This window comes from Pseudomonas sp. D3-27, assembly GCF_051132165.1.
GTDB lineage: Bacteria > Pseudomonadota > Gammaproteobacteria > Pseudomonadales > Pseudomonadaceae > Aquipseudomonas.
Genome location: NZ_CP071667.1, coordinates 1,449,886 through 1,474,481, shown reverse-complemented (window position 1 = coordinate 1,474,481; position 24,596 = coordinate 1,449,886). Strand labels below are relative to the sequence as shown.

Annotated in this window: 24 protein-coding genes; 8 read left to right on the top strand and 16 right to left on the bottom strand. The window is 61.2% G+C overall.

All coding sequences use genetic code 11. The features are described from left to right. Positions 1-86: 86 nt before the first annotated feature. From pcaG to pcaR, 7 genes are all read right to left on the bottom strand, one after another. Positions 87-653: a protocatechuate 3,4-dioxygenase subunit alpha gene (pcaG, locus tag J3P92_RS06970; RefSeq protein ID WP_420764443.1), complete on the bottom strand. Its 567-nt coding sequence runs from the start codon at positions 651-653 to the stop codon at positions 87-89. A gap of 1 nt (position 654) precedes the next feature. Continuing rightward, the gene (gene pcaH / locus J3P92_RS06965) at positions 655-1,359 is read right to left on the bottom strand and encodes a protocatechuate 3,4-dioxygenase subunit beta (protein WP_434650162.1); all 705 of its coding nucleotides are present in this window, start codon (positions 1,357-1,359) and stop codon (positions 655-657) included. Positions 1,360-1,395: 36 nt separating this feature from the next. Then, the gene (pcaF, locus tag J3P92_RS06960; protein ID WP_434611535.1) at positions 1,396-2,601 is read right to left on the bottom strand and encodes a 3-oxoadipyl-CoA thiolase; all 1,206 of its coding nucleotides are present in this window, start codon (positions 2,599-2,601) and stop codon (positions 1,396-1,398) included. Then, positions 2,598-3,377, bottom strand: a complete 780-nt coding sequence (locus J3P92_RS06955; protein ID WP_420764441.1) for a CoA-transferase subunit beta — start codon at positions 3,375-3,377, stop codon at positions 2,598-2,600. The genes pcaF and J3P92_RS06955 overlap by 4 nt, the downstream gene beginning before the upstream one ends. After that, entirely contained in the window at positions 3,374-4,234 is an 861-nt protein-coding gene (locus J3P92_RS06950) for a CoA transferase subunit A (RefSeq protein ID WP_434650161.1), read from the bottom strand. The genes J3P92_RS06955 and J3P92_RS06950 overlap by 4 nt, the downstream gene beginning before the upstream one ends. 294 nt (positions 4,235-4,528) lie before the next feature. Next, a complete protein-coding gene (locus tag J3P92_RS06945; RefSeq protein ID WP_434562714.1) occupies positions 4,529-5,875 on the bottom strand; it encodes an MFS transporter in 1,347 nt (448 codons plus the stop codon). A 109-nt stretch (positions 5,876-5,984) separates the two neighbouring features. Then, positions 5,985-6,827, bottom strand: coding sequence for a pca regulon transcriptional regulator PcaR (gene pcaR / locus J3P92_RS06940; protein WP_420764438.1), 843 nt, complete (start codon positions 6,825-6,827; stop codon positions 5,985-5,987). Between the two features lie 16 nt (positions 6,828-6,843). On the opposite strand from pcaR, the gene J3P92_RS06935 reads away from it, so the two are divergent. The 3 genes from J3P92_RS06935 to J3P92_RS06925 all read left to right on the top strand — a co-directional run bounded on the left by J3P92_RS06935 (position 6,844) and on the right by J3P92_RS06925 (position 9,419). After that, positions 6,844-7,257, top strand: a complete 414-nt coding sequence (locus J3P92_RS06935) for a hypothetical protein (protein ID WP_434610013.1) — start codon at positions 6,844-6,846, stop codon at positions 7,255-7,257. Between the two features lie 132 nt (positions 7,258-7,389). Beyond that, positions 7,390-7,590, top strand: a complete 201-nt coding sequence (locus J3P92_RS06930; RefSeq protein ID WP_420764436.1) for a hypothetical protein — start codon at positions 7,390-7,392, stop codon at positions 7,588-7,590. Between the two features lie 353 nt (positions 7,591-7,943). Beyond that, positions 7,944-9,419, top strand: coding sequence for an inorganic phosphate transporter (locus J3P92_RS06925; protein ID WP_420764435.1), 1,476 nt, complete (start codon positions 7,944-7,946; stop codon positions 9,417-9,419). 247 nt (positions 9,420-9,666) lie between these two features. Here the strand turns inward: J3P92_RS06925 and ccoM are convergent, their stop codons facing one another. The 3 genes from ccoM to J3P92_RS06910 all read right to left on the bottom strand — a co-directional run bounded on the left by ccoM (position 9,667) and on the right by J3P92_RS06910 (position 10,523). Further along, positions 9,667-9,783, bottom strand: a complete 117-nt coding sequence (gene ccoM, locus J3P92_RS06920; protein ID WP_030139315.1) for a cytochrome c oxidase subunit CcoM — start codon at positions 9,781-9,783, stop codon at positions 9,667-9,669. A 145-nt stretch (positions 9,784-9,928) separates the two neighbouring features. Continuing rightward, complete coding sequence (locus J3P92_RS06915) at positions 9,929-10,090, bottom strand: hypothetical protein (protein WP_305496283.1); 162 nt, start codon at positions 10,088-10,090, stop codon at positions 9,929-9,931. A gap of 91 nt (positions 10,091-10,181) precedes the next feature. Further along, positions 10,182-10,523, bottom strand: a complete 342-nt coding sequence (locus J3P92_RS06910) for an aspartate-semialdehyde dehydrogenase (RefSeq protein ID WP_420764433.1) — start codon at positions 10,521-10,523, stop codon at positions 10,182-10,184. 250 nt (positions 10,524-10,773) lie between these two features. Here J3P92_RS06910 and rapA point away from each other — a divergent pair, with 250 nt between their 5' ends. Then, positions 10,774-13,620 carry an RNA polymerase-associated protein RapA gene (rapA, locus tag J3P92_RS06905; protein ID WP_420764432.1) on the top strand — a complete coding sequence of 949 codons (2,847 nt, stop codon included), beginning with the start codon at positions 10,774-10,776 and terminating at the stop codon, positions 13,618-13,620. 58 nt (positions 13,621-13,678) lie between these two features. Here rapA and J3P92_RS06900 read toward each other — a convergent pair whose 3' ends face one another. The 3 genes from J3P92_RS06900 to J3P92_RS06890 all read right to left on the bottom strand — a co-directional run bounded on the left by J3P92_RS06900 (position 13,679) and on the right by J3P92_RS06890 (position 16,592). Continuing rightward, the gene (locus tag J3P92_RS06900; protein ID WP_420764431.1) at positions 13,679-14,557 is read right to left on the bottom strand and encodes an ATPase; all 879 of its coding nucleotides are present in this window, start codon (positions 14,555-14,557) and stop codon (positions 13,679-13,681) included. Positions 14,558-14,664: 107 nt separating this feature from the next. After that, positions 14,665-15,657 carry an NAD-dependent epimerase/dehydratase family protein gene (locus tag J3P92_RS06895; RefSeq protein ID WP_420764430.1) on the bottom strand — a complete coding sequence of 331 codons (993 nt, stop codon included), beginning with the start codon at positions 15,655-15,657 and terminating at the stop codon, positions 14,665-14,667. Positions 15,658-15,698: 41 nt separating this feature from the next. After that, positions 15,699-16,592, bottom strand: coding sequence for a LysR family transcriptional regulator ArgP (locus J3P92_RS06890; RefSeq protein ID WP_420764429.1), 894 nt, complete (start codon positions 16,590-16,592; stop codon positions 15,699-15,701). A 98-nt stretch (positions 16,593-16,690) separates the two neighbouring features. On the opposite strand from J3P92_RS06890, the gene J3P92_RS06885 reads away from it, so the two are divergent. From J3P92_RS06885 to J3P92_RS06870, 4 genes are all read left to right on the top strand, one after another. After that, positions 16,691-17,293, top strand: coding sequence for a LysE/ArgO family amino acid transporter (locus J3P92_RS06885; protein ID WP_434562704.1), 603 nt, complete (start codon positions 16,691-16,693; stop codon positions 17,291-17,293). 174 nt (positions 17,294-17,467) lie between these two features. After that, positions 17,468-18,064 carry a superoxide dismutase gene (locus J3P92_RS06880; protein WP_420764427.1) on the top strand — a complete coding sequence of 199 codons (597 nt, stop codon included), beginning with the start codon at positions 17,468-17,470 and terminating at the stop codon, positions 18,062-18,064. A 353-nt stretch (positions 18,065-18,417) separates the two neighbouring features. Further along, complete coding sequence (locus tag J3P92_RS06875) at positions 18,418-20,469, top strand: putative bifunctional diguanylate cyclase/phosphodiesterase (protein WP_420764426.1); 2,052 nt, start codon at positions 18,418-18,420, stop codon at positions 20,467-20,469. A gap of 183 nt (positions 20,470-20,652) precedes the next feature. Next, positions 20,653-21,996 (top strand): imelysin family protein, encoded by a 1,344-nt coding sequence (locus J3P92_RS06870; RefSeq protein WP_420764425.1) that lies wholly within the window; start codon positions 20,653-20,655, stop codon positions 21,994-21,996. 315 nt (positions 21,997-22,311) lie between these two features. On the opposite strand, the gene J3P92_RS06865 is transcribed toward J3P92_RS06870, so the two are convergent. The 3 genes from J3P92_RS06865 to J3P92_RS06855 all read right to left on the bottom strand — a co-directional run bounded on the left by J3P92_RS06865 (position 22,312) and on the right by J3P92_RS06855 (position 24,473). Beyond that, entirely contained in the window at positions 22,312-23,547 is a 1,236-nt protein-coding gene (locus J3P92_RS06865; protein WP_434650160.1) for an RNA polymerase sigma factor, read from the bottom strand. 91 nt (positions 23,548-23,638) lie between these two features. After that, complete coding sequence (locus tag J3P92_RS06860; protein ID WP_434562700.1) at positions 23,639-23,983, bottom strand: YciI family protein; 345 nt, start codon at positions 23,981-23,983, stop codon at positions 23,639-23,641. Between the two features lie 55 nt (positions 23,984-24,038). Continuing rightward, the gene (locus J3P92_RS06855; RefSeq protein ID WP_420764422.1) at positions 24,039-24,473 is read right to left on the bottom strand and encodes a YybH family protein; all 435 of its coding nucleotides are present in this window, start codon (positions 24,471-24,473) and stop codon (positions 24,039-24,041) included. Positions 24,474-24,596 lie beyond the last annotated feature (123 nt).

Here is a 24,596-nt window from a genome sequence, read left to right as displayed (position 1 = left end):
CAGTCGCAAACCAGGCAGCGCGATTGGTCTGACGAAATGCGTCGCAAGCCAGCGGGAGCGAACTCCCTCGCCACCGAGATTTTCACTCAGTAATCGAAGAACACCGTTTCGGCATCCGTGCCCTGCAGGATCACGTTCCACTGGTACACCCCCGACGCATCGGGCTTGGCCACGAGGGTGCCGCGTCGTTCCTGCGGCACGCAGGCCAGCAGCGGGTCGGCTTCGTTACCGGGTTCATCGTCAAAATAGATCCGCGTCAGCAGATGCTTGACCAGCCCACGGGCGAACACCAACACCACCAGGTGCGGGGCTTGGGTCGTGCCGCCCAGCCCCGGCACGGTGCCGGGCTTGATGGTGGTGAAACGAAAACGTCCCTCGGCATCCACCGGTACCCGACCAAAACCGTCGAAATGCGGGTCGAGGGGTTTGTCCTGGTCGTCTTCCGGGTGGGCGTACTTGCCGGCCGCGTTGGCCTGCCAGACTTCCAGCATCGCGTCGTTGACGAACTGACCATTGCCATCGACCACCTGCCCGGTGATCGCCACCCTTTGGCCGAGGGTCTGCTCGTCGGTCAGGTCTTCGCGGTTCAGCCAGGTCAGGCCGATGTGGTAGTAAGGCCCGACGGTGTGGGACGTAGTGGCGTTGAGCGTCATCTTATTTCTCCATCGGCGTGGCATCGCGGCCGCGCAAGACGATGTCCCAGCGATAACCGAGGGCGTAGTGAGGGACGGTTTTTTCCAGGTCGAACCGGGCGATCAAGCGTTCCTTGGCACTGGTGTCCGGCACGCAGTTATAGATCGGGTCGTATTCCAGCAACGGGTCGCCGGGGAAATACATCTGCGTCACTAGGCGCGTCAGGATGCTCGGCCCGAACAGTGAGAAGTGGATATGCGCCGGGCGCCAGGCGTTGTGGTGATTGCCCCACGGGTAGGCGCCGGGCTTGATGGTCTGGAATTGATACCAACCGTCGGCGTCGGTGACGGTGCGACCGGTGCCGGTGAAGTTCGGGTCCAGCGGCGCGTCATGGTTGTCACGGTCGTGGTTGTAGCGTCCGGCGGCGTTGGCCTGCCAGATCTCCACGAGAACGCCCGGCACCGGCTCGCCGTGCTCATCCAGCACGCGCCCATGAATGATGATCCGCTCGCCGAGCGGCTCGCCAGCGTGCTGGGCGGTCAGGTCGTGGTCCTTCTCCTGAATGCGATCTGCGCCCACAGTCGGGCCGGTGATTTCCGACAGCGAATGAGGCAGATACACCAAAGGTTTCGACGGCGAACGCAGGTTGGTGGACTGGTACGACGGGTGCAGGTATTCCGGCTGGGTGCCCACTTGAGGGCGGCGGTAACCAGGCTTGTCAGTCATGAAGCATTCCTCGGTTTCTTATTAGTGAAACGACCGTCAGACGCGTTCGATCGCCAGCGCCAGACCTTGGCCGACCCCAACACACATGGTCGCCAGGCCTTTCTTGCCGCCGGTCTTTTCCAGATGATGCAATGCGGTCAGTACCAACCGTGCCCCGCTCATGCCCAGCGGGTGGCCCAGGGCGATGGCGCCACCGTTCGGGTTGACTTGCGGCGCATCGTCCGCCAGCCCCAAGTCCCGAAGTACCGCCAAGCCTTGGCTGGCAAAGGCTTCGTTAAGCTCGATCACGTCAAAATCGGCGACGGCCATTCCCAGGCGCTCGGTGAGCTTGCGCACCGCTGGCACCGGGCCGATGCCCATCACCCGGGGCGCCACCCCGGCACTGGCCATGCCCAGCACTTTGCCCCGAGGCGTCAGGCCATGTTTTTTAACCGCCTCTGCAGACGCCAGGATCATCGCGGCCGCGCCGTCATTCACACCCGAGGCGTTGCCGGCGGTGACGGTTTTGTCCGCGCCGTTGACCGGCTTGAGCTTGCTCAGGGTCTCCAGCGTGGTGTCAGCCCGTGGATGCTCGTCCTGCTCGACCACGGTTTCACCTTTTTTGTGGGCGATGCGCACCGGCACGATTTCCTCGGCAAAAAAACCGGCCGCCTGGGCCGCTGCCGCCCGCTGCTGGCTGCGCACGGCGAAGGCGTCCTGGTCGGCGCGGGAGACAACATGGTCGTCGGCCACGTTATCCGCCGTCTGCGGCATCGCGTCCACGCCGTACTGGGCTTTCATCAAAGGGTTGATGAAGCGCCAGCCGATGGTGGTGTCTTCCAGTTTCATGTTGCGGGAAAACGCCGCGTCGGCCTTGCCCATCACGAACGGCGCACGGGACATCGACTCCACGCCGCCAGCAATCGCCAGTTCCATCTCGCCGCTGGCGATGGCGCGGAACGCGGTCCCGATAGCATCCATGCCCGAAGCGCAGAGGCGGTTGAGGGTCACGCCAGGAACACTTTCAGGGAGGCCCGCCAACAGCAGCGCCATGCGCGCGACGTTGCGGTTGTCCTCGCCGGCCTGGTTGGCGCAGCCGAGGAATACCTCGTCCACTGCATTCCAGTCCACGGATGGGTTGCGCTCCATCAATGCCTTGATCGGCACGGCGGCCAGATCATCGGCACGCACGGCGGCCAGGCTGCCGCCGAACCGGCCGATGGGGGTTCGAATCGCATCACAGATAAAAACGTCGCGCATCAGGCTTCTCCCGGTGTCTGCCCGTGGGCGGCCGCAGTGCGGGCCTCAAGGTCACGCAGTGCGCGCAGCTCCACCTCGGTCGGCTCGGCGGTGGTCTGCACCTGGTCGGCGAAGCGGATCGCCCACCCGGTGGCCGCGATCACTTGCTCGCGAGTCACGCCAGGGTGCAGCGAGGTGACCACGAATTCATGACTGCCAGCTTCCGGCTCCATGATGCACAGGTCAGTGATAATCCCCACCGGCCCGGCACCCGGCAAGCCAAGGCGCTTGCGCGAGTCGCCACCTTCGCCGTGTCCGACCGAGGTGATGAAATCCAGCTTGTCGACAAACGAACGGGCCGACTGCTTGAGGATGATCAGCACACTCTTGGCGGAACCGGCAATTTCCGGCGCGCCACCCGCGCCGGGCAGGCGGACTTTCGGCTGATGGTAGTCACCCACCACCGTGGTGTTGATGTTGCCGAAACGGTCGACCTGGGCCGCACCGAGAAAACCGACGTCGATACGCCCCCCTTGCAGCCAGTAGCGGAAAATCTCACCGGTCGGTACGACAGTGTCCGCGGTTTCCGCCAGCTCACCGTCGCCGATGGACAGCGGCAATACGCTGGGCTTGGCACCGATCGGACCGGACTCGTAGATCAGTACTACATCGGGTGACGAAGTCAGCCGTGCCAGATTGGCCGCTTTCGACGGCAAACCGATGCCCACGAAGCACACGGCATTGTTCTTCAACCGCCGCGCCGCCGCGACCGTCATCATCTCATTGGTGGAATAGGTCATGGTTTCACCTGCGAAGCGGCTGCGAGCCGGGCCTGGAATTCACTGAAATCCTGGGTGCAGCGAATGTATCCGTCGATCCAAGCGCTAAACGTATCGCGATCCCGGGCGATGGGGTCCCACGCTTGGTAGAAACGATTATCTCGCTCGGTATAACCGTGGGCGTAGGACGGATGGGCGCCGCCGGGCACATGGCACACGGCGCTCAACGCCCAGGTCGGCAGCACGCAGGCGTTCATCGGCGCATTCAGGTCATCGACGATTTCTTCCACGGTGACGATGCAGCGCTTGGCGGCCAGGGCGGCTTCTTTCTGCACGCCGAGGATGCCCCACAGCAGCACGTTTCCTTTGCGGTCGGCTTTCTGAGCGTGGATCACCGTGACGTCCGGGCGCACCGAAGGCACGGCGGCCAACACCTCACCGGTAAAGGGACAGGTCACGCTCTTGATCAGCGGGTTGACCTTCGGCAGGTCGGAACCCGCGTAGGCCCGCAGCACCGCGAACGGTAGGCCGGAGGCACCGGCAACGTAGGCATTGGCCAGGTCTGCGTGGCTGTGCTCCTCGATTTCCAGCGGATGCGGCCATTGCTTTTCCACTGCGTCACGCAACCGATGCAACGAGCCCACGCCTGGGTTGCCGCCCCAGGAAAAAATCAGCTTGCGGGCACAACCGGCTCCGATCAACTGGTCATAGATCAGGTCGGGCGTCATGCGCACCAGCGTCAGGTCTTTCTTGCCCTGACGGATGATTTCATGACCCGCCGCTGTCGGGATTAAGTGGGTGAAGCCTTCGAGCGCGACGGTATCGCCGTCGTTGACGAACTGCTTCACCGCATCGTGCAGCGAAAGGATTTCAGCCATGGGGCAGGCTCCCGTTTTCCAGTAGACCGACATGAATAAGGCGCGAGGTTAGGCGCCGGAATGACTGAAGATTAAGCTTCGGGATGAAGGCAAAACAATCCGATAATCGACAGAGCGTTCGTTTATCGAACAGATTGTTGCTTGGCTATCTATTTATCAGGACACAGCAAATTCCCTGTGGGAGCGAGCTTGCTCGCGATAGCGCCGTATCAACTTGCATCAATGTTGACTGACCCACCGCCATCGCGAGCAAGCGCGCTCCCACAGGTCTTTTACAGGCTCAAACTCTATGGCTCAGGTTGCGTCCGCATGGCTGACCATGCCCTTGATCACCACCGCCACGGTCGCCAGGGCCGCCGGGATCACCAACGCGGTTAGGACCTGTTCAAAGTTCCAGCCCAGCCCCAGCAGGGTCGCGCCCATCCAGGCCCCGAGAATCGCCCCGAAGCGACCTATGCCCAGCATCCAGGAAACACCGGTGGCCCGGCCCTGGGTCGGGTAGAAGCGCGCCGCCAGGGACGGCATCGCCGATTGGGCGCCGTTGACGCACATGCCCGCCACCAGCACCAAGGTGGCAAGCAGGGTGATGTTGCCCAGACTCTGCCCTACCGCATAGGCAAACAGCCCTGCCAACAGATAGAAAATGCCGATGACCTTGTGCGGATTGAACCGATCCATCGCCCAGCCCACGCCAACGGCGCTCAATACCCCACCGAACTGGAACAGCGCGCCGATGAACGCCGCCTGCTCCATGCTCGCGCCGCTGTCACGCATCAGGGTCGGCAACCAACTGGTCAGGAGATAAACGATCACCAGGCCCATGAAATACGTGAGCCACAGCAACAAAGTGCCGGCGCTGTAAGTGCCCGAGAAAATCACCGCCAGCACGTTGCGCGCCTTCACGGTTGTCTGCTCCGGCACGCTGAAGCTGGACGCCTGGGCGATAGTCGTTGGGTCAATCGGCGCCAGGGTCTTGCGCACTTTGTCGGTGCCACGGTTACGCACAACCAGGTAACGCGCGGACTCCGGCAACCAGAACACCAGCACGACCGCGAGTATCAGCGGCAGAACGCCGCCAATCAGCAGGAGGCTGTGCCAGCCAAATGCCGGGATCAACTTGGCCGAGATGAACCCGCCGCCGGCCATGCCGAGGTTGAAGCCACAGAACATGCTGGTCACCAGCAGGGATTTCTTGCGCTCCGGGGTGTATTCCGACAGCAGAGTGGTGGCGTTCGGCATGCCGGCGCCCAATCCCAGGCCGGTCAGGAAGCGCAGCACCAGCAATTGATCGACATTGGTACAGAACGCCGAGGCCAGGCTGAACGCGCCAAACAACACGACCGCGCCGACCAATACGAGTTTTCGTCCAAAGCGATCGGCCAACGGGCCGGAGCCCAGGGCGCCGAAGACCATGCCGATCAGCGCGGCACTCATGACCGGGCCAAGGCTGGCCCGGTCGATGCCCCAATCCTGGGACAACGCCGGCGCGATGAAACCCATGGCCGCGGTATCGAGGCCATCAAGGAAGACGATCAGGAAACAGAGAATGACCACGCGCCACTGATAGCGTGAGATCGGTTGAGCGTTGATGAAGGACTGCACATCGAGGCAGGTGCCTACGGAAGTCTGGGGCTGATTCATTTTATTTTTATTCCACGCAAGAGACGCCAGATGACGCTGCGCGACATTAATGAGGCCGGGCAAATACCGTCAATTCATCGCAGCCGAGTGTGTGCGTTTATCGAACAGCTTAAGAAAACAACTGTGCGCTCAAGTCGCGGCTGGCCCCCAGCAGACCTGGCAGGAAACGTTGCTCCAACTCATTGCGGCTGACCCGCCCGGCATGCGTGCTGACATTCAGGGCCGCGACTACTTGACCCGACGCGTCATAGACCGGCACGGCAATTGAGCGCAGCCCCTGCTCCAACTCCTGATCGACGATGCACCACCCTTGCTGCCGGACCTGATGCAAGCATTCAAGCAGCGCCTCGGGCGTATGCAGGGTCCTGCTGGTCTTGGCCTGAAGGTCGGCATGGTCGAGGTAATCTCGCAGCGAAGCGTCGTCCAGGGCCGCCAGCAGGATCCTGCCCATGGACGTGCAATACGCCGGCAGGCGGCCGCCGACGGACAGGTCCACGGAAATCAGCCGCTGGGTGGTCGCCGACCGGGCGATGTAGAGGATATCGTCGCCTTCGAGCGTGGCCATGTTGCAGGCCTCGTGCAGCTGTTCGCTCATGCGGTCCAGATAAGGCTGGGCGGACACGGCCAGCGGCGTCGATGACAAATAGGCGTGGCCCAGCGTCAGTACTTTGGGCAGCAATGAATAGGTACGCCCATCGGTGGTCGCATAGCCGAGCTTGATCAAGGTATACAGGCAACGGCGGACGGCGGCGCGGGGGATTTCCGTGCGATGGCTGATCTGCGCGATGGTCAGGTGCCGCTTGCGCTCCTGGAAAGCCTGGACCACGGCAAGGCCCCGGGCCAGCGAGGTCATGAAATCCGGGTCACCCGTCATGGCCTGGATCCGCTTGGCCGGCGAGGCGACGATCGGTGGCGCGACTGACGTAAAGGCATTGCGCAATTGGTCGTTCATGTCAGGTCCTCGGAAATTGACGACTATTACAAGCGGCTGCCCGGCCGACAGACAAGCACCTGGCGATCAAGACCGTTCGATTATCGAACTGGCGACCGATAATCGCAATCCATGCATCAGCTCTTCATCTGGCCATGCTCCTGATATCGCCCACTCGGGTATGGAAATAACAAAGATGGGCCGTGACGGGTTGCAACAAACGAGGCTCAATATTGAACTTGTGGTACGTCTTGAAACTCTGTTGACACAACTTGCACATACAAACATTGGTTCACACAAGGCAACCGAACGTTTTAACTTTAGCGATAGTGTTATTCAGATGGACCGCTATAATGCGCTCAGTGACGGCGCGGCCAATCGGCCAGTCCCCGTCCGCGGGCACGACAGTTCTAACTGTCATGTCGGCAACCGGTGCGTGAAGCATCGATGACCGCTTCCTCTGTGTCGGCAATAACCCGAAGCCCTGATGCTACGTCAGCTGTCAGCTCTGGTGCCGTGGCCGTCTGCATGACTGCATGCAGTGCGTATCACCAGATTAATTTTCAATTCATTAGGTAATACTGTGACGAAAGAAGAACTGCGCGCGGAACTTGAGCGCCAGGAACAACGTTACAAGGAAGTCTACGGCGGGGAAATCACCACCTACGCCGCGCAACCCGAACCGGAACGCAAACCTTGGCGCAAACGCGCCACCGTCCAGGACCAGGCTTTCAGCCAGGAACTTCAAAAGATGGAAAAAGAGCTCAAGTCCGAAGAAGGATAACGTCGCGCACTTGATGTTGTTACGGGCCGTGTCCGGTCGCCACCCAGGCCGGACACGGCAGCGGACGCCCGCCAAAAGCGGGCCGCTTCAACTCACCAGCCATCGGTCGGGTAACCGTAACGACTGCTCGTCCTTCAGTTTTTTTCTTCCGACGATCCCGGCGCGAGGCGAACACGCCAACAGAGCTTTGATCCTTGTAAACAAAGGCTTGCAGCCTCCTGGCGCCCCTCGAAAAAGACAGCCGGCACCCCGGTCGCTTAGCAGAAGATTGTTACCGATGAGCAGGCAATGCATCGATTTGCGAGGTTTTCTGGCATAATCGCGCCCCCTTATGACCGGGTCAGAAAACCTTCATGATCGATTTATTCAGCGGACTGGATGCTTGGGTGCTCGTGAGCCTCTTGCTCGCCCTGGCTTTTGTCCTCGCCTTCGAGTTCATCAACGGCTTTCATGACACCGCTAACGCGGTTGCCACTGTTATCTACACCAAAGCCATGCCGCCTCACCTGGCGGTGTTCTTTTCCGGTGTGTTCAATTTCCTCGGCGTGTTGCTGGGCGGTGTGGGGGTGGCGTATGCCATCGTGCACTTGCTGCCCGTGGAACTGTTGATCAACGTGAACACCGGCCACGGGTTGGCCATGGTGTTCTCACTGCTTGCGGCGGCCATCACCTGGAACCTGGGCACGTGGTACTTCGGTATCCCGGCTTCCAGCTCCCACACCCTGATCGGCTCGATCCTTGGCGTCGGCCTGGCCAACGCATTGATCAATGACATTGCGCTGCGCGATGGCGTGAATTGGCAGAAGGCAATCGACATCGGTGCTTCCCTGGTGTTCTCGCCCATGGCCGGCTTCCTGATCGCCGCCCTGGTGTTGATCGGCCTGAAATGGTGGCGTCCGTTGTCGAAGATGCACAAGACGCCGGAACAGCGCCGCAAGATCGACGACAAGAAACACCCGCCATTCTGGAACCGCCTGGTGCTGGTGATTTCCGCCATGGCCGTCAGCTTCGTCCACGGTTCCAACGACGGCCAGAAAGGCATCGGCCTGATCATGCTGGTGCTGATCGGGATCGTCCCCGCGCAGTTCGTACTCGACCTGAACAGCACGACCTACCAGATCGAGCGTACCCGCGACGCGACCCTGCACTTGAGCCAGTTCTACAAGCGCAACAGTGAATCCCTCGGCGAATTCCTGGCCTTGGGCAAGAGTGTCGAAGGCGATCTGCCGGAGAAATTCCGTTGCAACCCGCAACAGACCGAACCGACCATCAACGCGCTGCTCGACACCCTCAAAGGCGTGGCGGACTACCACTCGCTGCCTTCGGAAAGCCGTATCGAAGTGCGTCGCTACCTGCTCTGCCTGGACGACACGGCGAAAAAGGTCGGCAAGCTGCCGGGCCTGGCGGCTCGTGAGAAAGACGACCTGAACAAGCTGCGCAAAGACCTGACCGCGACCACCGAATACGCGCCGTTCTGGGTGATCCTGGCGGTTGCCCTGGCGCTGGGCCTGGGCACCATGGTCGGCTGGAAGCGCGTGGTATTGACCATCGGCGAGAAGATCGGCAAGCAAGGCATGACCTACGCCCAAGGCATGTCGGCCCAGATCACCACCGCTTGCATGATTGGCGCGGCGAACGTCTTCAGCCTGCCGGTTTCCACCACCCATGTACTGTCTTCCGGCGTGGCGGGCACCATGGTCGCCAACAAGAGCGGCCTGCAAGGCGGCACGGTGAAGACCATCCTGCTGGCCTGGGTGCTGACCTTGCCGGCAACGGTGGCCCTGTCGGCGGCGCTGTTCTGGCTGGCGTCCAAGGCCATCAGCGGCTGAGTCTCTGGCAGTTATGAAAAAAGGTGCGTTCCTTGCGGTTCGCACCTTTTTTCATGCCCAGCCACCTGTGGGAGCGAGCTTGCTCGCGATGGCGGTGGGTTAGCCAACACAGGTATCTACAGGCATACCGCTATCGCGAGCAAGCACGCTTCCAAAATAGTTTTTATGGGAAACCGGAACATTTGCCAAAAAAAGGGCGACCGAAGTCGCCCAAAATGCCTTGCGTGCTCGCTGTCGCTGAAAAGGCCTACGGCTTCTTGCGCTTGTGCGCATCTTTCCAGATGAATAATCCAAAACCTGCGAAAAACACGAACATGAGGCCGACCGTCAACACACCGGCAAACACCACATTATCGATAAACATGACTGGCCTCCTGGTCTTGCCCCTGTTTCGTTGGAGCCAAGTTAACCAATCGGGCCTGGATGAAAATTGACCGGAATCAATACCGCTCGCGACGGAGCGAAATGAAGAGGGAATAATTGATTTGGATCAATGAATCGAGGGGCGCTCAGCGCTTTTTCGGTTTGTTTTTCGGTTTTTTCTTTGGCTTGCCCAGCGGCATGGCCTGCTCGAAAGCCTGGCGAACTTCATTGAGGCGTTTTTCGTTGAGGTCGTGAACGCGCTTGGCGCGCTCAGCGCCCAGGTCAATCAGCTTGTCTTCTTGGCTCATGGTGTGTCGGCATCATACGGTGAGTTCGGATGCGCCCATGATGCGGGCTGCTTCCTGCGTTGACCAGCCCGGCCGTCTCGGCGGGCTTGGATCAGATCTGGATATCGACCCACAGGCCTTGGCGCGACTCCCCTTCCACCAGCGGTACGACCGGTACGGTGTTGTCGGCGTTCAGCTCGGTGCCCGGCACCGCCAAATGTTCGTCGGGGTCTTCATCGGCTTCACGGCGACGCCTTTCACGCTCCTGCTGGCGGCGCTGTTCCTCGCGCAGCAACAACGCGGTTTCTTCAGGATCGCGCTTTTGCAGGTCGATGGTGCTTTCGCTGGAGCTTTCCTGAACAGGGACCACGGGCGGAATATCCGGTCGCGGCCGGATAGGATCCTGCTGCGCGGTAACGGGTACGGCGCTCAAGGGAAGCATGGGTGGCAACATAAAGGTCTCCTGTCTTCAGGTTGTCGGCTGTGGCGGGGACAGCTTGAACCGCTGGTCCGAAACTTGTGACCCGGTTGGCATTGCGCCCTGCCAGCCCACAAGCTTGTTTGATCGCGCAACCCGTTTAAGTTCCCTTGGCCAGGTTGACGGGGAACGCCCACGCGAGGCCTGGCAGATGTGCGTAAATCCTTTGGTCTGGCGGCTCATTCCGTTAAGATAGCCGGCTTTTTCACGGCGGGAGTCAGGCAGCATGGCGCAGCAGTATCAACCGGGGCAACGCTGGATCAGTGACAGCGAAGCCGAGCTGGGTTTAGGCACCGTTCTGGCACAGGACGGCCGCTTGTTGACCGTGCTCTATCCGGCCACTGGCGACACTCGCCAGTACGCGCTACGGAATGCGCCCTTGACCCGCGTACGGTTTTCGCCGGGCGACGTGATCACTCACTTCGAAGGCTGGAAAATGACCGTGCGCGAAGTCGACGACGTCGATGGACTGTTGGTCTACCACGGCCTTGACGGCCAGAACGAAGTCGTCACGCTGCCCGAAACCCAGCTGTCGAACTTCATCCAGTTCCGCTTGGCCAGCGACCGCCTGTTCGCCGGCCAGATCGACCCACTGGCCTGGTTTTCCCTGCGCTACCACACGCTGGAACATACCAGCCGCCAATTGCAGTCCCCGCTTTGGGGCCTGGGTGGCGTTCGCGCCCAACCGATCGCCCACCAACTGCACATCGCCCGTGAAGTGGCTGACCGCATTGCGCCACGGGTACTGCTGGCAGACGAAGTGGGCCTGGGCAAGACCATCGAAGCCGGCCTCATCATCCACCGCCAACTGCTTTCCGGGCGCGCCAGCCGCATCCTGATCCTGGTCCCGGAAAACCTCCAGCACCAGTGGCTGGTGGAAATGCGCCGGCGCTTCAACCTGCAGGTGGCGCTGTTCGACGAAGAACGCTTCATTGAAAGCGATGCCAGCAACCCCTTCGAAGACACCCAACTGGCGCTGGTGGCGCTGGAATGGCTGGTAGACGACGAGAAGGCCCAGGACGCGCTGTTTGCCGCCGGATGGGACCTGATGGTTGTCGACGAAGCCCATCACCTGGTGTGGCACGAAGACCATGTCAGCCCTCAATACGCGCTGGTGGAGCAACTTGCCGAAACCATTCCCGGCGTACTGCTGCTGACCGCGACACCTGAGCAACTGGGACAGGACAGCCACTTCGCCCGTCTGCGCCTGCTGGACCCGAACCGTTTCCATGATTTGCAGGCCTTCCGTGCCGAAAGCGAGAACTATCGCCCGGTCGCCGAAGCCGTCCAGGAGTTGTTGGACAAAGGGCGCCTGTCGCCCGAAGCCCACCAGACCATCCACGGTTTCCTGGGTAACGAGGGCGAAGCGCTGCTGACGGCTGTCAACGATGGCGACATCGAAGCCAGCGCCCGCCTGGTTCGTGAATTGCTCGACCGACATGGCACTGGCCGCGTGCTGTTCCGCAATACCCGCGCCGCCGTGCAAGGCTTCCCGGAGCGCAAGCTGCACGCTTATCCTTTGCCATGCCCGGACGAATACCTGGAACTGCCGCTGGGCGATCATGCCGAGCTGTACCCGGAAGTCAGCTTCCAGGCCCAGCCGGACGCCAGCGAAGAAGAGCGCTGGTGGAAATTCGACCCGCGCGTCGAATGGCTGATCGACCAGTTGAAAATGCTCAAGCGCACCAAGGTCCTGGTGATCTGCGCCCACGCGGAAACCGCCATGGACCTGGAAGACGCCCTGCGCGTGCGCTCTGGCATCCCTGCCACGGTGTTCCACGAAGGCATGAACATTCTGGAGCGCGACCGCGCGGCCGCTTACTTCGCTGATGAAGAGTTTGGCGCCCAGGTGCTGATCTGCTCGGAAATCGGCAGCGAAGGTCGTAACTTCCAGTTTGCCCATCACCTGGTGCTGTTCGACCTGCCATCGCACCCGGACCTGCTGGAACAACGGATCGGCCGCCTGGACCGGATCGGCCAGAAACACACCATCGAGCTGCACGTGCCCTACCTGGAAACCAGCCCGCAGGCCCGGCTGTTCCAGTGGTATCACGAAGCCCTGAACGCGTTTCTCAACACCTGCCCGACCGGCAACGCCTTGCAGCATCAATTCGGCCCGCGCCTGCTGCCATTGCTCGAAGAAGCCGACGATGGCGACTGGCAAGCGCTGATCGACGAGGCCCGCGTGGAGCGCGAGCGCCTGGAAGCCGAGCTGCATACCGGCCGCGATCGCCTGCTGGAGCTCAATTCCGGCGGCGCGGGTGAAGGTGATGCGCTGGTGGAAGCCATTCTCGAACAGGATGACCAGTTTGCCCTGCCGATCTACATGGAGACCTTGTTCGACGCCTTCGGTATCGACAGCGAGGACCATTCAGACAACGCGCTGATCCTCAAGCCGAGCGAGAAAATGCTCGACGCCAGTTTCCCCTTGGGCGACGACGAAGGCGTGACCATCACCTACGACCGCAACCAGGCGCTGTCTCGCGAGGACATGCAATTCATCACCTGGGAGCACCCGATGGTGCAAGGCGGCATGGACCTGGTGCTGTCGGGCTCCATGGGCAACACGGCCGTGGCGCTGATCAAGAACAAGGCACTCAAACCCGGCACCGTGCTGCTGGAACTGCTCTATGTCAGCGAAGTGGTCGCCCCGCGTTCGCTGCAGCTGGGCCGCTACCTGCCACCAGCGGCCCTGCGCTGCCTGCTGGACGCCAACGGCAACGACCTGGCGGCCCGGGTCTCTTTCGAAACCCTGAACGACCAGCTCGAAAGCGTGCCACGCGCCAGCGCCAACAAATTCATCCAGGCCCAGCGCGACCAACTCGCGCCGCGGATCAATGCCGGCGAACAGAAAATAATCCCACGCCATGCCGAGCGCGTGGCCGAGGCCCAACGTCGCCTGGCGGCTGATACCGAAGAAGAGCTGGCACGCTTGACCGCGTTGCAAGCGGTCAACCCAACCGTGCGGGACAGCGAGCTGGAGGCTTTGCGCCAGCAGCGTGAGCAAGGGTTGGCGATGTTGGAGAAGGCTGCGTTGCGGTTGGAGGCAATTCGGGTGCTGGTGGCGGGGTAATTTCGGCTGGGCTTTCGTTTCCGTGTGGGGGCGAGCACGCTCGCTCCCACAGGGTTCGTTACTGAGATCGGTTGCTCAGTTGCTGTTGCAGGTACTGGATCTGCGATTGCAAGGTGTTGATGTTGCGGGTGACCTGGCCGCGGAAGGCATCGAACTCGGCGGTGTTGCCGGAACGGTTTTCCTGCTGGCTCTTGAGCACGACCATGTCCTGCTCCAAACGCTCGATGGCCGAGTTGGAAGTGGCTCGTTTCAAAGCCGTGATGTCCGCACCGATGCTCTTGAGCTGCGCATCCAGGGCACCACCCTCGCCTTGGTTCTTCAAGGCCGACACTTCCGCCGCCAACGCCTTGACCTGAGCCTGGAGTTCCTTGTTGGCCGCTTGCAGCTGGGTGTTGGTGTTTTCCTGCTGCGAAGCCTGGGTGATCATCTTGGCCAGTTGCGTGTCCAGGTCGGCGGACGGGCCGAAGGCGCCTTGCAGCGCTTTATATTGTTCCTGCAGCTTGCCGTCGAATTGGCGGCCCTGCTCTTGCATCTTGTTTTCCAACTGTCTGATCTGCAGTTTCAAGGCTTCACTGTCGCTCATGACATTGGACTGTCCGGCGACCACCTTGCCGGAAATGTCCTGCAAGCGCCCGGCCGCATCCTCGCTGATGCGGGCGAAGCTTTCCTGGGTGGCCACCAATTGCTGTTCCATCAGGGAAATCTGCTGGAAACTCCACCACGCCAGGAAGGCCAGCGCGCACAGCAAGGCTCCGACCAAGGCCCACAGCGGCCCGGTGCTCGGTGCCTTGACCTTCGCCGCCGCAACGGACGCCGGACGCGCCTGCACGTGGGGCGGGCGATTGCTCAGGAAGTCATCGTCATCGGGGATGTCCGCCCGCATCCGCAGGCTCGGTACATCGTCGAAGTCGTCGTTGGCATCGTTACGCGTGGGCATGGGTTCAACCTTTGGGAAATCGGTGGTGACTCGATGCGGCGAGTATAACCCCCTCGCCCGCCGCACCCATTGACCCCGAACCGGGCACTCGGTTCATGACGGGGCGATCAGCGGCCATGCTGGACGCGCCACCAGGCGCAGAATTCATCGAGGGCGGCCCAGAGGCTGACCTTCGGATCATAATCCAGACAGTGCCGTGCCCGGTCGATATCCAGGGTGAAATTCCTGCTCATCACCTGCATGCCCAGGCGTGACAGCGTCGGTTCAGGCCGTCCGGGCCAGATTGCGCAAAGACCTTCGTTCATGGCCGCAACGCTGTAGGCCAGTCCATAGGAGCGGTAACGCCTGACCTGCGGGACTTCCATCTGCCGCATCACATAATTGACCACATCCCACAGTGGGACAGGCGCGCCATTGCTGATGTTATAAGCCTTGCCCAAGGCCGAATCGGTGGCCAGCAGGCTGCTGAGCAGCGCTTCGTTGAGGTTCTGTACGCTGGTGAAATCCACTTTGTTCAAGCCGTTGCCAACAATCGCCAGGCGTCCCTTGCGCTGCATTTTAAGCAGCCGCGGGAAAATGCTCATGTCGCCGGCACCGGTGACGAATCGCGGGCGCAGGGCCAGCACTTCCAAACCGAACTCCTGAGCACCGAAGACTTTCTGTTCGGCCAGGTATTTGGTGGCAGCGTAGGGATGCTTGAAACGTTTGGGCACCTGTTCTTCGGTCAATCCCAAGTGGTCACGACCATCGAAGTAGATCGAGGGCGAAGAAAGGTGAACCAGTCGCCGGACCTTTTGCTTCAGACAAGCCTCGACGATGTTCTCGGTGAGCTGGACATTGCCTTGGTGAAAGTCCTGGTAGCGTCCCCATAACCCCACCGAGCCGGCGCAATGCACCACGGCGTCGACATCGCGACACAGGTCCCGGGCCAACATCGGGTCGCCCAGATCGCCCTCGATGAACTCGGCGCCGCGCGTCACCAGGTGCTGGACGTTTTCAGGCCGGCGGCCATTGACCCGAACATCCAGGCCTTGCTCCAGGGCGAAACGCGCAAAGCGTCCGCCAATGAAGCCGCTTGCGCCGGTGACCAGAATTTTCATGAAATGCTCCTAAATCAGTTTCGTGCCACAAGCCAGCTGCATCAGTTCACCCCATGCAGCGTGCTGCCTGCCGCTGCGACCAGCTGCTCGGTCAACAAACCGAGCAGCTGCCCACCATTGCGCCAATGATGCCAGTACAGCGGCACGTCAATCGGCTTATCTGCGAGTAATTCCACCAGTTCGCCTCTTTCCAGTGCATCGCGAACTTGCAGCTCGGGCACTAGCCCCCAGCCAAGCCCCGCCTCGATAAGGCGAAGGAAACCTTCGGATGATGGACATAAATGGTGTTCGAATCCGCCTTCGACGCCGAGGGAAGCCAGATACCGGTGTTGCAGGAAATCATCCGGCCCGAACACCAGGGCAGGTGTGCGAGCCAGTAGATCGGCGCGCACCCCGCCGGGGAAATGCCGGGCAATGAAGGCGGGGCTGGCGAGCGCCCGGTAGCGCATGGCCCCCAGCAACACGCTGCGGGCGCCGGCCACCGGGCGTTCACTGGCGCAAAGACAAGCGGCGACCTCTCCGGCGCGCATGCGCTTGAGGCCTACGGTCTGGTCCTCCACCACTAAATCGAGCAACACATGCTGCTCGGCACAGAATGTCCCTACCGCGCTGGCCCACCATGTGGCCAGGCTGTCGGCGTTCAGCGCAATGCGCAGGCGCTCCGGCAGGCCCTCTTCGTCCAGCGCCGGCACCAGGCTTTGCAGGTCGCGCTCCAGCAAACGCACCTGTTGTACATGGTTGAGCAGGCGACGGCCGATTTCCGTGGGCGTCGGAGGCGTGGCGCGCACCAGCACGGGCTGGCCGACCCGCGCTTCGAGTAGCTTTATCCGCTGGGAGATGGCCGATTGCGACAATCCCAGCACCTGCGCGGCTCGCTCGAAGCCAGCTTGCTCGACAACGCTCGCCAGGGCGGAAAGCAGTTTGTAATCGAACATCAGTTTTCCTTATGGCCGATCAGCATGATTTGTTTTTCTTATACTCCCGCACCCCGGAGAATGGCCAGCAATTTGCGAACTCCTGGAGTGACAACGTTATGTGGCAAAGCTATGTAAACGGGCTGCTGGTGGCCCTTGGGTTGATCATGGCGATCGGCGCGCAGAACGCGTTCGTGCTGGCCCAGAGCCTGCGCCGCGAGCATCACCTGCCGGTGGCTGCGCTGTGCATCGCCTGTGATGCGCTGTTGGTCGCCGCCGGGGTGTTCGGCCTGGCAACGCTGCTGGCCCAGAGCCCATTGTTGCTTTCGATCGCTCGCTGGGGCGGCGCTGCGTTCTTGCTTTGGTACGGCAGCCAGGCGCTGCGTCGGGCCTGTTCGAGGCAAAGTCTGGAGCGGGATGAAAAGCAGGTCGCGCGGTCTCTGCGAACCGTGCTGCTGAGCGCGCTGGCGGTCACGCTGCTCAACCCTCACGTCTACCTCGACACCGTGTTGCTGATCGGCTCTCTCGGTGCCCAGCAGAGCGTGCCTGGCGCCTACGTCGTGGGCGCGGCCAGTGCTTCGCTGCTGTGGTTTTCCACGTTGGCCCTGGGTGCCGCGTGGCTCGCTCCCTGGCTGGCCCGCCCTGCGACCTGGCGCGTCCTGGACCTGCTGGTGGCCGTGATGATGTTCACGGTAGCAGCGCAACTGATCGTGTCGGGCTGATATTCCAAACCGCTCTGGAACCTCTATTCCACACAGTTGTTGCGTGGTTATGCCGCACCCCCGGTGCTATGATCCGACTCCTGCGCCGCAAAGAGTACAAACTCCCCGGCGCTAGTCTGGCCGCCCGTGATCGGCCTTGCGCTCACCGCAACTGACCTGATTAGGAGAATCACCATGGCTTTCGAATTGCCGCCGCTGCCGTACCCACACGACGCACTGGCGCCACACATCTCCAAAGAAACGCTGGAATACCACCACGACAAGCACCACAACACCTATGTCGTGAACCTGAACAACCTGGTGCCTGGCACCGAGTTCGAAGGCAAGACCCTGGAAGAAATCGTCAAGACTTCCTCGGGCGGTATCTTCAACAACGCCGCTCAGGTCTGGAACCACACCTTCTACTGGAACTGCCTGACGCCTAACGGCGGCGGCCAACCTACCGGCGCGCTGGCTGAAGCCATCAATGCTGCCTTCGGTTCGTTCGACAAGTTCAAGGAAGAATTCAGCAAGACGTCCATCGGCACCTTCGGTTCCGGTTGGGGCTGGCTGGTGAAAAAGGCTGACGGTTCCCTGGCCCTGGCCAGCACCATCGGCGCCGGCAACCCGCTGACCAGCGGCGACACCCCGCTGCTGACCTGCGACGTCTGGGAGCACGCCTACTACATCGACTACCGTAACGTGCGTCCAAAATACGTCGAGGCGTTCTGGAACCTGGTGAACTGGGAGTTCGTGGCTCAGCAGTTCGAAGGCAAGACCTTTACTGCCTAAGCTGTGATGTCTTGAAAAACGGCGCTTTTCCGACGGGAAAGCGCCGTTTTTTTTAGACTTGGATTGCTCTGCGCGAGCGAGCTTGCCCCTCGGCAAGCTTCGCGGTGATCAAGCAATATCGCCCCAGGTAAATGACCTCGCGTCCGAAAAACCAATAAAAATCCCGCCTAGCCTCAAGTTGCAGGCCCTTCCAACCGAAACAATGGTCGTAGAGTCATCACTCTGCAAACACCGTATAACGGCCAGGTTTCAGGCGAAATCCCTTGTGTTTGATTGTCCCTTTGACTGACATCACAGGATTGCCAATACTCATGGCATCTTGACGCTACCCGCACGGAACAAGGAATCCCTCTTTGAAGCTGGAACTCAAAAACAGCTTGTCTGTGAAGTTGCTCCGGGTCGTGCTCCTCTCGGCGTTGATCGTTGGCATGGTTTTGAGCTGCGCCCAGATCGTCTTCGACGCCTACAAAACCAACCGGGCCGTCGCCGACGACGCCCAGCGCATCCTCGATATGTTCCGCGACCCGTCCACCCAGGCGGTCTATAGCCTGGACCGCGAGATGGGCATGCAGGTGATCGAAGGCCTGTTCCAAGATGAAGCCGTGCGCATGGCGTCCATCGGGCATCCGCGCGAAACCATGCTGGCCGAAAAAACCCGGCCTCTGCAGAAGTCTGAAAGCCGCTGGCTGACCGACCTGATACTGGGCCAGGAGCGGACCTTCACCACGCAACTGGTGGGCCGCGGCCCCTACAGTGAATATTATGGCGACCTGAGCATCACGCTCGACACCGCCACCTATGGCCAGGGCTTTATCGTCAGTTCGGTCATCATCTTCATTTCCGGAATGCTGCGGGCTCTGGCCATGGGCCTGGTGCTGTACCTGGTCTACCACTGGCTGTTGACCAAGCCTCTGTCGCGAATCATCCAGCACCTGACCGAAATTAACCCGGACCGCCCCAGTGCCCACAAGATCCCGCAGCTAAGGGGTCACGAGCACAACGAACTGGGCCTATGGATCAACACCGCCAATCAATTGCTGGCCTCCATCGAGCGCAACACCCACCTGCGCCACGAGGCCGAAAACAGCCTGCTGCGCATGGCCCAGTACGATTTCCTGACCGGCCTGCCCAATCGCCAGCAACTGCAACAGCAACTGGACAAGATCCTCGTGGATGCCGGACGTCTGCAACGTCGCGTCGCGGTGCTGTGCGTGGGGCTGGATGATTTCAAGAGCATCAACGAACAGTTCAGCTACCAGACCGGTGACCAGCTGCTGCTTGCCCTGGCCGATCGGCTGCGCGCCCACAGCGGACGCCTCGGCGCATTGGCGCGACTGGGCGGTGACCAGTTTGCGCTGGTCCAGGCCGATATCGAGCAACCCTATGAAGCCGCCGAACTGGCCCAGAGCATTCTTGACGACCTGGAAGCTCCGTTCGCGCTGGACGACCAGGAGATCCGCCTGAGGGCGACCATTGGCATCACCTTGTTTCCTGAAGACGGCGACAGCACCGAAAAGCTGCTGCAAAAAGCCGAGCAGACCATGACCCTGGCCAAGACCCGCTCGCGCAATCGTTATCAGTTCTACATTGCCAGCGTCGACAGCGAGATGCGCCGCCGTCGCGAATTGGAAAAGGACCTGCGCGAAGCCCTGTCGCGCGAGCAGTTCACCCTGGTGTACCAGCCGCAGATCAGCTATCGCGACCTGCGCGTGGTGGGCACCGAAGCGCTGATTCGCTGGAACCATCCCGAACACGGTTTCGTGCCGCCAGACCTGTTCATTCCTCTGGCCGAGCAGAACGGCACGATCATCGCGATCGGCGAATGGGTCCTGGACCAGGCTTGCAAGCAGCTGCGCGACTGGCATGACCAGGGCTTCGTCGACCTGCGCATGGCGGTCAACCTGTCCACCGTGCAGCTGCACCACGCCGAGTTGCCCAGGGTGGTGAACAACTTCCTGCAGATGTACCGTCTGCCGCCGCGCAGCCTGGAGCTGGAAGTCACCGAGACCGGCCTGATGGAGGACATCACCACCGCTGCCCAGCATTTGCTGAGCCTGCGCCGTTCCGGCGCGCTGATCGCCATTGACGATTTCGGCACTGGCTACTCATCGCTGAGTTATCTCAAGAGCCTGCCGCTGGACAAGATCAAGATCGACAAGAGCTTCGTCCAGGACCTGCTCGATGACGAAGACGATGCAACAATCGTTCGCGCCATCATCCAGCTGGGCAAGAGCCTGGGCATGCAGGTCATTGCCGAAGGTGTCGAGACTATCGAGCAGGAGGCGTACATCATTTCCGAGGGCTGCCATGAAGGCCAGGGTTACTACTACAGCAAACCCCTGCCCGCACGGGAGTTGGGCCTTTATCTGAAGCAGGCGGAGCGCATCAAGGCTTCCATCGTCTGATCCTCGCCGGCCCCGTCATCGGAAATTTCTTACGGACGTCGTCGAAAGACAGCGATCCGCTCGAGTGAATAAGAAATATTTACAGGCACAACCCTTTACACATAATGCAAATCTTTCGCATTATGTCGCAGTTTTGCGCGCCCTCGCGCCTGTCCCATTCATCACCGAAGCAGGATGTTCGCCATGATTCGTATGCCTCTGGCTACCGCCAGTCTGTTGGCCATTGCTATTTCCCTCGCCGGTTGCGGCGAAGGCAAAGACAAGGCCGCCGCGCCGCAAGCGCCAACGCCGGCCGCCAGCACCGCTGCACCGGCTGCCCCCGCTGCCGCTGGCAAGATCGATGAAGCCGCCGCCAAGGCTGTTGTCGCGCACTACGCCGACATCGTCTACGCCGTCTACAGCGATGCCGAATCCACCGCGAAAAACCTGCAGACCGCCGTCGATGCCTTCCTGGCCAAGCCGAACGCCGACACCCTGAAAGCCGCCAAGGCTGCCTGGGTCGCCGCACGCGTGCCATACCTGCAGAGCGAAGTGTTCCGCTTCGGCAACACCATCATCGACGACTGGGAAGGTCAGTTGAACGCATGGCCCCTGGACGAGGGCTTGATCGACTACGTCGACAAATCCTACGAGCATGCCTTGGGTAACCCGGGCGCCACCGCCAATATCATTGGCAACACCGAGGTGCAGGTCGGCGAAGACAAGGTCGACGTCAAGGACATCACCCCGGAAAAACTCGCCAGCCTGAACGAGCTGGGCGGTTCCGAGGCCAACGTCGCCACCGGCTACCACGCCATCGAATTCCTGCTGTGGGGCCAGGACCTCAACGGCACCGGCCCTGGCGCTGGCAATCGCCCGGCCTCGGATTACCTGGAAGGCGCCGGCGCCACGGGCGGCCACAACGATCGTCGTCGCGCCTACCTGAAGTCCGTCACCCAGCTGCTGGTCAACGACCTGCAGGAAATGGTCGGCAACTGGAAGCCGAACGTAGCCGACAACTATCGCGCCACCCTGGAAGCCGAGCCTGCCGAAACCGGCCTGCGCAAGATGCTGTTCGGCATGGGCAGCCTGTCCCTGGGTGAACTGGCGGGCGAGCGCATGAAAGTCTCCCTGGAAGCCAACTCCCCGGAAGACGAACAGGATTGCTTCAGCGACAACACCCACAACTCGCATTTCTACGATGCCAAGGGCGTGCGTAACGTTTACTTGGGTGAATACACACGCGTAGACGGCACCAAGATGACCGGTGCCAGCCTGTCGTCCCTGGTGGCGAAGGCCGACCCGGCCGCCGACACCGCGCTCAAGGCCGACCTGGCCGATACCGAAGCGAAGATCCAGGTCATGGTGGATCACGCCAACAAGGGTGAGCACTACGACCAACTGATCGCCGCTGGCAACACCGCGGGCAACCAGGTCGTGCGCGACGCCATTGCCGCCCTGGTCAAGCAGACCGGTTCGATCGAACAGGCCGCAGGCAAGCTGGGCATCAGCGACCTGAACCCGGACAGCGCTGATCACGAGTTCTGATCAACGCCGGTTCGGTCACCGATAAACCCGTGGGAGCGAGCTTGCTCGCGATGGGGTCTACCAGCCAACCATGATGTTGGCTGGGCCACCCCCATCGCGAGCAAGCTCGCTCCCACGTTGGTTTCTGGATACATGAATTCCATGCGTGCGATAACCTCCCTTGTGGGAGCGAGCCTGCTCGCGAAGGCGGTGGGTCAAGCGCAGTGATGCAGGATTTGCCGACGCAGCAGCTCCTTCATATAGCCGACACATCGCAGGGGGCCGCTTCGCGCCCCAGCGGGAGCAAGCTCCCTCGCCACGGGCCTGCTCGTGCCATCAGTGCAAGCCGGCAAGCCTGGCTTCGATAAACCGCCGCTCCGGCAACTGCTGCGTCAACGCCAGCGCACGACGGTACGCCGCCCTCGCCTCCTCCACCCGTCCCAACTGCCGACAAAACTCCGCCCGCGCCGAATGGGCCAGGTGATAGTCGGTCAATTCGCCCCTACCCAGTATTCCATCGATCAGGCTCAGCCCAGCCAGCGGCCCGTCGCGCTTGGCCAAGGCGGCCGCGCGGTTGAGTTCGATGACCGGCGATGGCACGGCACGCAGCAGCACATCGTAGAGGCCGACGATCTGCGGCCAGTCGGTTTGCTGCGCTGTCGGCGCTTCGGCGTGCACCGCAGCGATCGCCGCTTGCAGGCAATACGGTCCGAACCGCCGGGTATTGAGCGCCGCCTCGATCATGGCGCAGCCTTCGGCAATCATTGCCTGGTCCCACAGCGATCGGTCCTGTTCATCCAGCAAGACCAGCTCACCGGTCATGGAAGTCCGCGCCGGCCGCCGCGATTCGTGCAACAGCATCAATGCCAGCAATCCCATGACTTCGGCTTCGGGCAACAGCTCCATCAACAGGCGTGCCAGGCGTATGGCTTCGCGGGTCAGGTCTTCCCGGGTCAACTCGGCGCCCATCGACGCCGAGTACCCTTCGTTGAACACCAGGTAGATCACGCGCAGGACGCTGTCGAGGCGTTCAGGCAATTCGGTGCGGGACGGCACCTGGTAAGGAATTCGTGCATCACGGATCTTCGCCTTGGCCCGCACGATGCGCTGGGCGATGGTCGCCGGCGCCGCGAGAAATGCGTGGGCGATCTCCTCGGTCGTCAGGTCGCACACTTCTCGCAGGGTCAACGGCACTTGGGCGTCAGCCGCCAGCGCGGGGTGGCAGCAGGTGAAAATCAGCCGCAGGCGATCGTCTTCCACGTCCTCGTCACTCCAATCGGCCTGCTCCAGTTCCTCGAGCTGCGCAATCAGCATCGGTTGAGATGCCGCGAAGCGCGCCCGCCGGCGCAGGCCGTCAATCGCCTTGAACCGCCCCGCCGATACAAGCCAGGCTCGCGGATTGTCCGGCACTCCGTCGCGCTGCCAGCGCTCCACCGCGATGAAAAAGGCCTCGTGCATAGCCTCTTCAGCGAGGTCGAAGTCTCCCAGCAGGCGAATCAGGGTCGCCAGGATCCGCCGCGAGTCCTGCCGGTAGACCTGCTCGACCCGCGCCTTGACCACTTCGGCCGACATCAGCCGGACAGCCCCCTGGTCACTGGGCTGATGGATCGCATGGAAGAAACAAGCTCAAGGTTCATGGAAGCAATCCTGTTGATCATCGTTTTCAAGGATTCAATTGACGTACCGGTCGAACCTCGACACAGCCGACCCGGGCCGCCGGTATGTGGCCGGCGACCTGGATGGCTTCATTCAGGTCCTTGGCGTCGATCAAGTAGAAGCCCGCCAATTGCTCCTTGGTTTCGGCGAACGGGCCATCGGTGATGGACAGCTTGCCGCCGCGCATGCGCACCGTGGTGGCGGTCTGCACCGACTCCAGGGCTTCGGCCGCGACCATCCGGCCACTGCCCTGGACTGATTCGGCGTAGGCCATGCATTCGGCGTCCTCGGGACTGTCCGGCGAGTTGTGCAGGACCTCTTCGTTGCTATACACCAGGCATAAATACTTCATGGAGAGCTCCGTGATCGGCTGATCGACAAGGATGGCAGAAGCGAACCGCAGCCGCTCAGGGCTGCAAATCGAAAATCGCCGTCCCGGCCATGGGATCGAACGGCGCGGACCAATGCTCGTGGACGATTTTCCACTGCCCGGCCGAACGTTTGTAGCAGGCCGTCACGCGCATCCAGCAGGCCTGCTCCTCGCCCTTGTCGTTGGTGCCACCGCAATAAGCCAGCCAGTGGGCAAACGCAATGTCATCGGCTGCGTTGATCTGCACCTGGTGAAAATCGAACTTGTGCGGGCCGGGGCACATTTCCATGCAAGCCTCCCAGTGCGCCCGGTAGGCGACCTTGCCCTTGAATTGCAAGGCCTGGATGGCGTCGAACGAAACGATGCCATCGTCATAAAGCGCCATGACCTTTTCTACATCCTTGGCCATGACCGCTTGGCGATAAGTATCGATCAGGGTCTGGATCTCGGTATCGGCAGCTTGGGTATTCATGGTGATTCTCCGCAGTTTTTTGTTAGAGACACCCTTTGTCGTTTGGAGAAACGGCAAATCGACAGCTAAACAAAAATAATCCAAAGAAAAAATTTCGCTAGAATCCAAGGTCCATTCTGTCGA